This is a genomic window from Streptomyces dioscori (assembly GCF_003024195.1).
In the GTDB taxonomy this organism is placed as follows: Bacteria; Actinomycetota; Actinomycetes; order Streptomycetales; family Streptomycetaceae; genus Streptomyces; species Streptomyces dioscori.
This window is the reverse complement of sequence record NZ_KZ679055.1, coordinates 185,628-198,577: the sequence shown is the minus strand read 5'-3', so window position 1 is coordinate 198,577 and position 12,950 is coordinate 185,628. Positions and strand designations below refer to the sequence as shown.

Here is a 12,950-nt window from a genome sequence, read left to right as displayed (position 1 = left end):
GTGTGGAACCGCCCGTTCGTGTGACGCCTTGTCGCGTAACCGCTGATGTCGGGGCGGGCGGAACGGATGTCGTTGTCCTGTGACAGAAGCGTGACCGGAGGGGGACCGGTGACTGATGGTGGCGGGGCCGGGGTTCCGTGTCCGCGCGGGGGCGCCTAACGTGGCGGCATGGCACCCATTCCCACTCCGCCCGCGGAGCCCTCGGACACTCCGGACGCGTATGTCGGCCTCGACGCGGGGGGTGCGGAGCGGCAGGCTCGTGCGCGCGGGTGGTCGACCGTGCGGGCGTTGCCGCCGGGGGCGATCATCACGATGGAGTACTTGTCCGGACGCCTGAACTTCGAGGTCACGGACGGACGGGTCACGCGCTGCTGGAAGGGGTGACCTGGCCGGTACGGGGCGGGTACGGGCTGGTGGGGGCGTGCCGCGCAGTTCCCCGCGCCCCTGAAGTGCCCCTGACGGGGCGGAACCGGGTGCGTTTGTACGCGCGGGTGCGTGGGGGTTGGCCGCGCAGTTCCCCGCGCCCCTGAAAGTGCCCCTGGCGGGGCGGGGCCGGTGCGTTTGTACGCGCGGGTGCGTGGGGGTTGGCCGCGCAGTTCCCCGCGCCCCTTAAGAGCGGGGCTGCGCCCCGTCAGGGGCGCGGGGAACTGCGCGCTCAGCCCCCACCGGGCCGCAGGCTCAAGAGCGCGGGCCAGGGCGCCTTCAGGGGCGCGGGGAACGGCGCGGTCAGCCCCCACCGGGCCGCAGACGGAAGTGCGTGGGGGGAGTGGTGTGCGTACCGGCCCCGCCGTGGCTGGACCGTGTTCAGCCCCCGGCCAGGGGCCGTGCGGGCTGCGTGCCACGTGTCACCCGGTCCGACTGCGGCGGACGCCGACTGCCCAGCGGAGTCACCGGCGTACGCTCCGAGCGGCTCAGATGCGGCCCGGGGGCCATATGCCCAGGCGGCCGGGCCGGCCGGGACGCGGCCACCGGCTCACGCACCACCGGCTCCTGCTCACCAGCCGGGCTGCCGATCGGGGTGAGCGGCACGGGCACCTCGGCCGGAGCCGGAGCCGGAGCCGGAGACGCGCCACGACGGCGGTCGCGCCATGCGTCCCGCAGATCGAAGATGCCGGACTCCGCACGGGCGATCAGCGGCTCGAACCATGGCAGCGCCAGCAGGATCAGCAGTCCCGCGGCCCACCCGAGCACCACATCGCTCAGCCAGTGCGTACCCAGGTACACCGTGGTCAGGCCGACTCCGAGGGAGACCACGGCGGAGAGGGCGGACAGCCACCGGCGGGCGCGCGGCGTCGAGGCCAGGTAGGCGAGGATGCCCCAGGTCACGACGGCGTTGGCGGTGTGCCCCGAAGGAAATATGTCGCCGCCCAGCCACATCTCGTTCGAGCCGACGCTGGTCGCGTAGTGCGGACCGAGTCGGCCCATGCTGATCTTCGCCGCGCCGACCGTGAGGTTCAGGAGCAGCAGCGAGGCGCCCAGCGTGAGCAGCGGGCGCAGTGTGTGCTGCCGCCAGGAGCGCCAGCCCAGCCAGGCGGCGATCATCACGGCGGTGGGGCCGCGCTGGCCCAGGACCACGTAGTAGTCGAGGAACGCGTGGATCTCCGGCCACTGCTGGTACGGCCGGAAGAACATGACCTGCCAGTCGAGCCGGACCAGCCATGAGGTGATCACGACGGCCCACACGATGGCCGCGTAGAAGGCGAGCGTGGACGCGAAGAGGACCACCCGGTGCCGGCTCATCCTGGGCACGTCGATGTGGGCCGGTCGTTCCGGCTCACGGTCCAGCCGGGCGAAGACCCGGTCCAGACGAGTCAGCTTTCGTTCGGTACGCACCCAATCGACGTTACAGCGAGTGAGCTGTGTTCCAGGCCGAAGCACCGTCTTTGTGATGACGATGTGATGTGGGATTGCTCTCAGAAGGGGGTTTATCGCCGTGGATTATGGAATCCCCCGTCCGCTCTTCCTTCAATTCGATTGATCATTCCGGAGCGGAGTTTTATGGCGCTTTCGAATTCGTTCACCGAATGCTTGCGTGCGCTTCTCCGGGCGCTCACCGGCCACCGTGTGTGATCACGGCGGACCCGACCCGTTCAGCCACCACGCGCCGTACACCGCCGACGCCACCGCCACACCGCCCAGCACCCACGCCGACCTGGACGTTCGCCGTCGCGCGAGGGCCAGGGCGAGGGGCAGGAGAAGAGGGAAGGCGGGCAGCAGAAGGCGTGGTTTCGAGCCGAAATAGCTCGACGCGCACAGTGCGAGGGCGGTGACGACCCCCGCGTACACCAGGAGCGGCAACGGCTGGCGCTGCCGTACGCAGATCACGTACAGCCGTACGAGCAGGGCGACTCCGGCGATCAGGGCCAGCCCGGCCAGGGCCGACGGGAACGAGGTGAACTTGTCGGCGACGAAGCGGGCGAACGCGTAACCGCCGTCGAAGCCGTTGCGCCAGCCCGCCTGGACGTCGAGGTAGCCGAGCGGGCCCCCGCCCGTGCGACGGCCGACCCACAGGACGTAGCCCGCCGCGCCGAGGGGCGCGATCAGCATGGCCAGGGCGCGCCGCCACCAGGACGCGCCCTCCTCGTCGGGCACGCTCCGCTCCCGTACGAAAGAGGCGATCGCCGTCACCCACACGGCCGCAACGACCGCCGCGCCCACCGGGCGGGTCAGACCCGCCAGTGAGGCGAGCAGGCCCGCGGTCAGCCAGCGGCCGGTCAGGACCGCGTACAGGGACCAGGCCGCGAGCGCCGTGAACAGCGACTCGCTGTACGCCATCGACTGCACGATGCCGACCGGCAGGACCGCCCACAGCAGCACGGCGCAGACTCCGGCCCGGCGGCCGTACACCTGGTCCGCGACCGCGAAGATCCCCCAGGCCGCCGCGAGCGAGGCGAGCCAGCTGACCAGCAGGCCCGCGTGCGCGGCGGAGAGAGGGGACACCGCCGACACCGCCCGCTCCAGCCACGGCAGCAGGGGGAAGAACGCCAGGTTCGAGTGCACGTCGCCGTTGGGCAGGCGCACCTCGTAGCCGTAACCCAGCTCGGCGACCCGGGAGTACCAGAGGGAGTCCCAGCGGGCCGAGAGCAGCCGCAGCGCGCTCGTGTCCCGCGTGGCGCTCCACACCGTGAGCACCAGCAGGCCGAGCGCGCGCACCGCCGCGTACCCGAGGAGGGCGGGCGCGGCGCGGCGCCAGGACGGCCCCGGGCGGGGCGGCGCGGCGGGCGTCTCAAGGTCGGTCACGGGCTCGATTATCGAGGGGGCCCGCAACCGCGGACCCCGGCGGGGGCGTGCTCCGGCACACGGCCCGGCGTGGAGCGGCGTGGCGCACGCCACACGTGTCCCAGGAGAACGTGAGAGGTCCGCCACCCGGCGCCGGGAGGAACTCGCGTACTCTGACGTCTCACTCGCCTTTGTTGCGTGGGCCGGGACACCGCTCCTCCCGAGCCGCAGTCGCAGGGAGTCCCCACCCAGCGGATCGCCGAACGCGAGGGAACATCTGGGAGGTACGTACATGTCCGGGACGACCACGGCCGCCGCGCGTCGCCGTCGGGAGACCGGGGCCGGTGCAAGCCGCTGGGTCGTCCTTGTGGTGCTGTGTGTCAGCCTGCTCCTGGTCGCCGTCGACGCCACCGTGCTCCACGTCGCCGTGCCCGCCGTCTCCGAGGACCTCACGCCCGGCGCGATAGAGCTGCTGTGGATCGTCGACATCTACCCGCTCGTCTGCGCCTCGCTCCTCATCCTCTTCGGCACCCTGGGTGACCGGATCGGCCGCAGACGCGTCCTCCTCCTCGGTTACGCGCTCTTCGGCGTCGCCTCCGCCGTCGCGGCCCTCGCCGACAGTGCGGAGGTGCTGATCGCGGCGCGCGCCCTGCTCGGCGTCGGCGGCGCGATGATCATGCCCGCGACGCTGTCCATCCTGCGGCAGGTCTTTCCCGCCCGGCGCGAGCGGGCCCTCGCCATCGGTGTCTGGAGCGCCGTCGCCGCCGTGGGCGCGGCCGTCGGACCGCTTCTCGGCGGATTCCTCCTGGAGCACTTCTGGTGGGGCTCGGTCTTCCTCATCAACATCCCGCTCATGCTCGTCAGCCTGCCCGTCGGACGGCTCCTGCTGCCCGAGTCGAAGGGCGAGCGCGACGGACCGTGGGACGTCGTCGGCGCACTGATGGCCGCGGCCGGCCTCTTCGGCGTGGTGCTCGGCGTGAAGCGGCTCGGCGGCGGAGAGGACCCGCTGAGCCTCTTCACCGCGGTACCGCTGATGCTGGGGGCCGGACTCCTCGTCGGCTTCGTACGGCGGCAGCGTCGGCGGCGCCATCCGCTGGTCGACCTCACGATGTTCTCCCGGCCCGCCTTCAGTACGTCCGTCGGCTGCATCGTGCTGGCGATGCTCGCGCTGGTCGGGCTGGAACTGATCGCCGCGCAGTATCTCCAGCTCGTCCTGGAGCTCTCCCCGCTGGAGACCGGGCTGCGGCTGCTGCCGCTCACCGTCGCCGCGATGGCCGCGGGGCTCGCCGGGGCGAAGCTGCTGCAGCGCTTCGGGCCGCGGACCATGGTGTGCGCCGGCTTCTGCCTCACCGCCGCCGCGGTCGTCACACTGACGGCGATGGGCGGCGAGGACAACGCCCCGCTCCTGCTGACCGGCTTCGTGATGCTCGGCTTCGGCCTGGAGGTCACGCTCTTCGGCGCGTACGAGTCGATGCTGAGCGAGGCTCCGCCGGAACAGGCCGGCGGGGCGGCGGCGATCGGCGAGACGTCGTACCAGCTCGGGGCGGGGATCGGGATCGCGCTCCTCGGAAGCGTGATGAACGCGGCGTACGCGCCCGGGCTCGCGTCCGTTTCGGGGGTGCCGCCCCGGGACGCCGCCGCGGCGGGGCATTCGCTGGGGGAGGCGTACGAGGTCGCTGCGCGGCTGGGCGGGGGGTCGGGGGAGGCTCTGCGGTCCGCCGCGCGGCATGCGTTCGTGCACGGGCTGCATGTGACGTTGCTGGTGAGTGCGGGGCTGTTGTTGCTGGGGGCGGTGATGGCGTTGCGGTTGCCCCGGGCGATGGAGTGCGGGGAGCCCTCTCGGGCTGAGGTGCCGGGGCCGAGGGAGGGCTCCGGTGCTCCCGTGCCCTTCGAGTCTGTTCGCTGACCGTGCGTCGTGGCTCGCGCCCAAGCCTTACCCGCCCGCTCCGCCCGTGCGGGGCGCTACACCGTGCGGGTTTCCCGTGGGGCGGCCCCGCCGTCGGCGGCTGCGGGGCAGTGAGAGGTGGTTTCTGTGCGGTCCTGGACGTGCGTCGTAGCGCGTCGTACGGTCTGAGGCGCCCGTAGTTACCACTGCTAGTTTTATGCGTCGGAGGTCTCCATGTCGAAGTTGCCGCCGTTCGATCCCGCCGATCCGCTCGGGGTCGACGATCTGCTGAGCGTGGAGGATCTGGCGGTCCGGGACACCGTGCGGGCCTGGGCCGCGGACCGGGTGCTGCCGTATGTCGCCGACTGGTACGAGCAGGGGGAGCTGCCCGGGATCCGGGAGCTGGCGCGCGAGCTGGGCGGGATCGGCGCCCTCGGGATGTCGCTCGACGGATACGGGTGCGCCGGCGCCTCCGCCGTGCAGTACGGCCTCGCCTGCCTGGAACTGGAGGCCGCCGACTCCGGAATCCGCTCGCTCGTCTCCGTACAGGGCTCGCTCGCCATGTACGCGATCCACCGGTTCGGCAGCGAGGAGCAGAAGCAGACCTGGCTGCCGCGGATGGCCGCCGGCGAGGTCATCGGCTGCTTCGGGCTGACCGAGCCCGACCACGGGTCCGACCCCGCGGGCATGCGGACGTACGCCAAGCGGGACGGCGGCGACTGGGTCCTCACCGGACGCAAGATGTGGATCACCAACGGGTCCGTGGCGGGCGTCGCCGTCGTGTGGGCGCAGACCGACGACGGCATCCGCGGGTTCGTCGTGCCGACCGACCGACCCGGCTTCTCCGCGCCGGAGATCAAGCACAAGTGGTCACTGCGGGCGTCGGTCACCAGCGAACTGGTCCTCGACGAGGTGCGGCTGCCCGCCGACGCCGTACTGCCCGACGTCACCGGGCTCAAGGGCCCGCTCAGCTGTCTGTCCCACGCCCGGTACGGGATCGTGTGGGGCTCGATGGGCGCCGCGCGGGCGAGTTTCGAGGCGGCGGTGGAGTACGCGAAGACGCGTGAGCAGTTCGGGCGGCCCATCGGCGGATTCCAGCTCACCCAGGCCAAGCTCGCCGACATGGCGGTCGAACTGCACAAGGGGATTCTGCTGGCCCACCACCTGGGCCGGCGCATGGACGCGGGACGGCTCCGTCCCGAACAGGTCAGTTTCGGCAAGCTCAACAACGTACGGGAGGCGATCGACATCTGCCGCACCGCGCGGACGATCCTCGGCGCCAACGGGATCTCGCTCGAATACCCCGTCATGCGCCACGCGACGAACCTCGAATCGGTGCTGACCTACGAAGGCACCGTCGAGATGCATCAACTGGTACTGGGCAAGGCGCTCACCGGTCTCGACGCGTTCCGGTAGGACCCCGGTTCGGCAGGACCCCGGCCGGGATGTCCCACCGCGGCGCCCGGAGACGGGTCCGGTGAGCGGCCTTGCCTAGCTCTGGTTGAAGAAGCCGTCCACACGACGGGCGGCGGGCTCCCCGCTGACGATCTCTGTGTCGGCGGGGGTCAGCAGGAAAACCCGGTTCGACACGCGCTCGATCGAGCCGCGCAGGCCGAAGATCAGGCCGGCCGCGAAGTCGACGACGCGCTTGGCGTCGGCGGCCTCCATGGCCGTGAGGTTCATGATGACGGGCACACCGTCGCGGAAGAGCTCACCGATGCCACGGGCGTCCCGGAAGCTGTCCGGGGTGACCGTGCCGATCCGTCGGCCCTTCTCCTCGGCGGCTTCCGATGCCACCTTGACCCGAGGATCCGTGACCCAGACCTCCCGGCTCCCGGTCTCGGATCCCTCGGCGTAGTCGTCGTCGTAGTAACGCTCGTCATCGTTGTCGTCGACGAGGCCAAGCCAGGCACTCGCCTTGCGCACCGATCCCATGGACGCCTCCTCTCACAGCGGTCTTTCTTCTTTCCGCATCCCCATGGTCGTGCATGATGCGGATGTCGCGCCAAGGGGATAGACGCCGCGCTGGGGTTTCGTGACGGTACTGGTGCACAGCGAATTCGTCGAGAGCCCGCGTACCCCAAGGGTCCTGCGCTACACCGCTGCTGACTGTGAGTGAAATATGATTCTTCACGGCGGACGGGTGACGGCTGGAGCGTTCGGGTGAACGAGCCGCCGCCAGGACGCCGCAGCTCAACGTCGTACACACCACGGGGGATCGTCGTGTTCGGAATCGTCAGGCCCTGCCGTCATCGGCTCGGAGAGAACCTCAAAACCCAATGGATGGCGCATTTGTGCGGGCTTTGCCTCGCACTGCGCGGAGACCACGGACAGTTCGCGCGCGTCGTCACGAACTATGACGGCTTGCTGATATCGGTTCTGACGGAGGCTCAGGCCGCGCCGGGAACGGAGTGGCGGCGTACCGCGGGGCCTTGTCCGCTGCGCGGAATGCGGAGCGCATCGGTAGCGCAGGGTGAGGGAGCGCGGCTCGCCGCGGCCGTTTCGCTGGTGCTCGCCTCGGCGAAGATGCGCGATCACATGGCCGACGGGGACGGGCTGCTGGCGCGCCGCCCGGTGGCGCTCGCGGCGCGCCGCGTTGCCACGAACTGGAGCAGGGCGGGCGCCAGGACCGGCTCGGCCGTCGGGTTCGACACCGCGGTGCTCGTCGACGCGGTGGACCGGCAGGTGGGCATCGAGACGCTCGCCGGGCCCGGTACACCGCTGCTGACCGTCACCGAGCCGACCGAGTCCGCGACCGCGGCGGCCTTCGCGCACACCGCGGTCCTGGCGGGCCGGCCCGGCAACGCGGCGCCGCTCGCCGAGGCCGGGCGGCTCTTCGGGCGGCTCGCGCATCTGCTGGACGCGGTGGAGGACCGGGCGGCCGATGCCGCCGCCGGTGCCTGGAACCCGCTCACCGCCACGGGGGCGTCGCTCGCGGAGGCGCGGCGGCTCGCCGACGACGCGCTGCACGGGATGCGGCTCGCGCTGCGTGACGTGGAGTTCACGAACGCGAAGCTGGCGCATGTGCTGCTCGTGCACGAGCTGCGGAACTCGGTGGACCGGGCGTTCGGGACGGCGTCCTGCTCGCACGCCACTTCGTACGGCAACCCGTACGCGCCCTCGGGCCCGGGGGGCCCGCCTCCGCCGCCCGAGCCGCCGCGGCGTGACCGGCGGGGGCTGCTCGCGGGGTGCGCGGTGTGGGTGGGGCTGGCCTGTACGTGTCAGATGTGCTGCGGGGAGTACCACGATCCGTGGTCGGGGGAGCAGAAGCCGGGGTTCTGTCAGCGGTGTGACGGCTGTGACGGGTGCTGCGATTGCTGCGAGTGCTGTGACGGATGCGATTGCTGTTGTGACGGTTGCGGTTGCGACTGCAGCTGCTGATCGCTGCGCTGTGGCCGGCCCAACAGATTGCGCAGTTCCCCGCGCCCCTGGGTGCCTAGGGACGCGTTGTCGGGTGCGGGTCCGCTGCGGCTGGCCGCGCAGTTCCCCGCGCCCCTGAAAGACTGCGGAGTTTCCCGCGGCCCTGAAAGGTAGGGCGGACCCCAGGTGCCTGGGGGCGCGGGGAACTGCGCAATGGGGGTTCGGGGGCGGAGCCCCCATGCGTGGACGGGAATGGGTAGGGGCGGCGGGGGCGGAGGTCTTGGTGGGTCAGTCCTTGAGTTCTGGTGGGGAGATCTGGGACTTGGTGATCGCCGAGCCCGTCGTACCCCACTTCTTGAGGATCTTCGCGTACGTGCCGTCGGAGATCAGCCCGTTCACGGCCGCCTGCACCGCAGGCGCCAGCTTCGTGCCCTTCTTGAACGCGAACCCCACATCCAGCCGACGGAACTCGTTCAGGAACTTCAGCCCCTCCTGCCGCGCGACGGCATACCGAAGCCCGTTGATCGTGCTCATCACCACATCACTGCGCCCCTGCTGCAGCGACGACCACAGCGCACCCTGCTCGCTGTAGGTCTGCACCTTGTACGCCTTCTCGCCCGCGTCGGAGCACACATGCTTCTGGTCCTCCAGCGTGGCCTCGAACGTGGTGCCCGCCCCGGTCGCCACGTTCAGCCCGCACAGCTGGGCGAGGTCGGTGACCTTGTCCAGGTCGCTGTCCTCGCGGGTCGCGAACCCCTGCCCGTCGTTGATGTAGGTGACGAAGTCGATGGTCTTGCGGCGCTCGTCGGTGACACCGAAGTTGCCGACCCCGACGTCGTACTTGCCGCTGTCCAGGGCCGGCAGGATCGCCTCGAAGCTCGCGGCCTCACGCTTGAGCCGCAGGCCGAGCGTCTTCGCGACGGCGTCCGCGAAGTCGACGTCCTGGCCCGCGAGGGTCTTGCCGTCCTCCAGGTAGTTGGTGCCGGGCGGCGAGCCGCCGACGCTGACGGCGAGGGTGAGCGAGTCGGTGCCGGCTGGCAGCAGTTCCGCGGCGGCCGCGTTCTTCGGGACGGTGGAGACGACGTCGGTGGTGGGGATCTCGTTGCTCTTGCCGGCGGCGGCCTGGGCGGTGCCGCCCGCCGCGGTGTCGTCGCCGCCGGAGCCGCACGCGGTGAGCAGCAGGGTCGCGGAGGTGATGAGGGCGAACGGCAGCAGGAGCTGGTTGCGGGCACGGTGAGTGCGGGCACGCGGGAACGTACGCATGGAGCGGTCTCCTGGAAGCAGAGCGCGGGACGAAGGATCGCGCGGTGAGGAAACGCGAAGGGGAGCGCCGAAGGGGGCACTGAAGGGCAGGAAGTGCGTGCTGGAGCGCGAGGTCCGAAGAGCACGAGGTCCGAAGAGCGCGAGGGGAGGGGTGCGCGTGTGAAGGCGGGGCTGCGGGTGAAGAAATGAGGATGGCGCCCGCCCTGGAAGGGCCCGGGCGCGCAGGGGGTCAGCTCAACAGGATGAGGACCACACTCGACCGAAGTCGATGTGGGAGCGCGTGACCAGCCACTGCTGCGAATACATGCGCACAAGTGGAACAGGCATTCGGTTGCACGTCAACCGGCGTGAGACGTACCGCTCACAGTGTGGACAGCCTTGACAGCCCGGGGAAACGCCCCCGTACTCTCAACGGACGGTCCTGCTGAGGGGTTTGGCCGTGATCCGCGTGAAGGCACCACCCGTGTTCGACTCGACTCGACGCATCACGGAGCCTTCGCATGTCCTCGCACACCCTCACCAAGGTGGCCGCACCGGAAGACGCGGTGCCCTCGCGCATCGTTCCCCGGCGCCGGACCGGCCAGTGGACCGCCGCGGGCCTCGTCCTGATCCTGCTCGGGCTCGCCGTCAACTCCGTCGCACGCAACGAGGCGTTCCAGTGGGACGTGGTCGGCGACTACTTCACCTCTGCCTCGGTCCTGCGCGGCCTCGGCCTCACCCTGTGGCTGACCGGCCTCGTCATGGCGCTCGGCTTCGCCCTCGGCGCCCTGCTCGCCGCGGGCCGGTTGTCCGGCAACCCCGTGCTGCGAGCGGTGAGTTGGGGGTACGTCTGGCTCTTCAGGTCGATGCCGATCCTGGTGCAGCTGCTGTTCTGGTTCAACATCGGGGCGCTCTACCCGACGCTCTTCGGCGTGAAGACGGTGAATCTGCTCGGCCCGGTCACGGTCGCGATCATCGGCCTCACCCTGCATGAGGCCGCGTACGCCGCCGAGGTCGTACGCGGCGGCATCCTCTCCGTCGACCGGGGCCAGATCGAGGCCGCCGAGGCGCTCGGGCTGAGCCGATGGCGCCGCTGGTGGAAGATCGTGCTGCCTCAGGCCATGCGTTCCATCGTGCCGCCGGCAGGGAACATGCTGATCGGGACGCTGAAGGGCACCTCGATCATCAGCGTGATCGCCGTGCAGGACCTGCTCTACTCGGTGCAGCTCGTCTACCACCGCACCTACCAAGTCATCCCGCTCCTGATGGTGGCCACGCTCTGGTACATCATCGTCACCTCCGTGCTCAGCGTCGGCCAGTACTACGTGGAGCGGCACTACGGACGCGGTTCGGAGCGCGCGCGATGAGCGGGGCGGGCGGAACAGGCGGCGCGGGCGGGACGGGTGCGGTGCGCCCGTCGCTGGTGATCGTGGGCGCCGGGCCGCGCGGGACCGGGCTGCTGGAGCGGATCGCCGCCAACGCGCCCGAGCTGTACGCCGGTTCGGGGCTCGACGTGCATCTCGTCGACCCGTATCCGCCGGGCGGCGGACGCATCTGGCGCGAGGAGCAGCCACCGCTGCTGTGGATGAACTCGCAGGCCCAGGACGTCACCATGTTCACCGACGACACCGTGGACATGGCCGGACCCGTACGGGAGGGCCCCACCCTGCACGAGTGGGCCGAACTGGACGGACGCCACTTCGCGGACCGGCAGCGGCAGGGCGCCTATATGCGCTGGGTGTACGAGCGGACCGTCGCCGCCCTCCCGCCGGGCATCCGGGTCCGTCACCACCCCCACCGCGCCGTGCGGGTCGGGGGTCCGCGCGAGGGCCGTCAGCAGGTGTGGCTGGAGGGCGTGCCGCGTCCGCTCCTTGCCGACCTCGTCGTCCTCGCCCTCGGTCATCTTGACGCGGAACTCGACTCGGAACAGCGTGAGTTGGCCGCGTACGCCCGTGCGCACGACCTCGTCCATCTGCCGCCCGACTTCACCGCCGACAGCGATCTGTCCGCCCTCGGCGCCGGTGAGCCGGTGCTCGTACGCGGCTTCGGGCTCGCCTTCGTCGACCTGATGGTCCTCCTCACGGAAGGCCGCGGTGGCCGCTACGAGACCGATGCGGACGGGGGGTTGACGTACCGGGCGTCCGGGCGGGAGCCCGTGCTGTACGTCGGGTCGCGGCGCGGGGTCCCGTACCACTCGAAGATCGGCTACGACTGGACCGGCGAACGCCCGCCGCTGCCACGGTTCTTCGGGCCCGGTGAGGTCGATGAACTGCTGGCGAGGCCCGGTGGGTTCGACTTCCGGCGGGACGTGTGGCCGCTGGTCGAGAAGGAGCTGGGCCTCGCCCACTACCACCGGCTGTTCGCGGCCCACCCCGACCGCACGGCCATGCCCTGGACCGACTTCGAGCGGCGCTACGAGAAGTGCGCAGCCGTCGACGACGCGGGCGGAACAGGCGGAACGGACGGGGCAGGCGGGACAGGCGGCGCCGAGCTCCGTGCGCTGGTCGCCGCCGCCGTGCCCGACCCCGCCGACCGCCTGGATCTGGCGGCGCTCGACCACCCCCTGGACGGCGTACGCCATCCCTCGTACGACACGCTCCAGGACGGTCTGCGCGCCTACATCGAAGGGGACCTCGCCCGGCGGCACGATCCCGCGCACAGCCCCGACCTGGCCGTGTTCCTCGGACTCCTGTCCGTCTACGGGCAGTTGGTGCGACTCGGCGACATCGGGCCCTGGTGGCACGGCTTCTTCAGCTACCTCGCCTCGGGGCCGCCCGGACCGAGGCTGCGGCAGATGCTCGCCCTGTCACGGGCGGGCGTACTGAACTTCCTCGGCGCCGGCATGACCGTGACGGCCGCGGACGGGGTCTTCCGCGCCACGACCACCACCGTGCCCGACGAGTACGTCGAGGCCCGCGCCCTCGTCGAGGCACGGCTGCCGCACCCCACGGTCGAGCGGACCCGCGACACCCTGCTGCGCGAGCTGTACGCCGAAGGGGCCGCCGCGACGCCCGAGGGCCTGCTCGCCGTGGACCCCGCCGACGGACGCGTCCTCGACCGGTCCGGCGCCCCGCACCCACGGCGCTTCGCGCTCGGCCCGCACACCGACGCCCGGGGTTCCGGCGCCTTCACCCGGCCCCGTACCGGAGGGCCCGCCTTCCGGCAGAACGACGCCACCGCGCGGGCCGCGCTGGCGTTCCTGCGCGACCTCTCCTGTCGCGCCACCGCCGCGTAACCAGCGCCC

The 12,950-nt window shown here is 71.2% G+C and carries 10 protein-coding genes; 6 read left to right on the top strand and 4 right to left on the bottom strand.

Annotated elements, in window-relative coordinates:
• Window positions 1-168 precede the first annotated feature (168 nt).
• Window positions 169-384: an I78 family peptidase inhibitor gene (locus C6Y14_RS36420; protein ID WP_107021166.1), complete on the top strand. Its 216-nt coding sequence runs from the start codon at window positions 169-171 to the stop codon at window positions 382-384.
• A 420-nt stretch (window positions 385-804) separates the two neighbouring features.
• Here the strand turns inward: C6Y14_RS36420 and C6Y14_RS36415 are convergent, their stop codons facing one another.
• Window positions 805-1,833: a phosphatase PAP2 family protein gene (locus tag C6Y14_RS36415; RefSeq protein WP_107021165.1), complete on the bottom strand. Its 1,029-nt coding sequence runs from the start codon at window positions 1,831-1,833 to the stop codon at window positions 805-807.
• 237 nt (window positions 1,834-2,070) lie between these two features.
• The gene (locus C6Y14_RS36410; RefSeq protein WP_107021164.1) at window positions 2,071-3,240 is read right to left on the bottom strand and encodes a glycosyltransferase family 39 protein; all 1,170 of its coding nucleotides are present in this window, start codon (window positions 3,238-3,240) and stop codon (window positions 2,071-2,073) included.
• A 271-nt stretch (window positions 3,241-3,511) separates the two neighbouring features.
• Here C6Y14_RS36410 and C6Y14_RS36405 point away from each other — a divergent pair, with 271 nt between their 5' ends.
• Complete coding sequence (locus tag C6Y14_RS36405; protein WP_107021163.1) at window positions 3,512-5,125, top strand: MFS transporter; 1,614 nt, start codon at window positions 3,512-3,514, stop codon at window positions 5,123-5,125.
• Between the two features lie 213 nt (window positions 5,126-5,338).
• Window positions 5,339-6,520, top strand: coding sequence for an acyl-CoA dehydrogenase family protein (locus C6Y14_RS36400; protein ID WP_107021162.1), 1,182 nt, complete (start codon window positions 5,339-5,341; stop codon window positions 6,518-6,520).
• Between the two features lie 75 nt (window positions 6,521-6,595).
• Here C6Y14_RS36400 and C6Y14_RS36395 read toward each other — a convergent pair whose 3' ends face one another.
• Window positions 6,596-7,039: a cell division protein SepF gene (locus C6Y14_RS36395; RefSeq protein WP_107021161.1), complete on the bottom strand. Its 444-nt coding sequence runs from the start codon at window positions 7,037-7,039 to the stop codon at window positions 6,596-6,598.
• 288 nt (window positions 7,040-7,327) lie between these two features.
• Between C6Y14_RS36395 and C6Y14_RS36390 the strand changes: the two genes are divergently transcribed.
• A complete protein-coding gene (locus tag C6Y14_RS36390) occupies window positions 7,328-8,485 on the top strand; it encodes a DUF5685 family protein (RefSeq protein WP_107021160.1) in 1,158 nt (385 codons plus the stop codon).
• Between the two features lie 267 nt (window positions 8,486-8,752).
• On the opposite strand, the gene C6Y14_RS36385 is transcribed toward C6Y14_RS36390, so the two are convergent.
• Entirely contained in the window at window positions 8,753-9,727 is a 975-nt protein-coding gene (locus C6Y14_RS36385; protein WP_107021159.1) for an ABC transporter substrate-binding protein, read from the bottom strand.
• Window positions 9,728-10,227: 500 nt separating this feature from the next.
• On the opposite strand from C6Y14_RS36385, the gene C6Y14_RS36380 reads away from it, so the two are divergent.
• Window positions 10,228-11,073 (top strand): amino acid ABC transporter permease, encoded by an 846-nt coding sequence (locus C6Y14_RS36380; RefSeq protein WP_107021158.1) that lies wholly within the window; start codon window positions 10,228-10,230, stop codon window positions 11,071-11,073.
• On the top strand, window positions 11,070-12,941 hold the full coding sequence (locus C6Y14_RS36375) for an FAD/NAD(P)-binding protein (protein WP_199854987.1): 1,872 nt from the start codon (window positions 11,070-11,072) through the stop codon (window positions 12,939-12,941). Before C6Y14_RS36380 ends, C6Y14_RS36375 begins: the two co-directional genes overlap by 4 nt.
• Window positions 12,942-12,950: the final 9 nt, after the last annotated feature.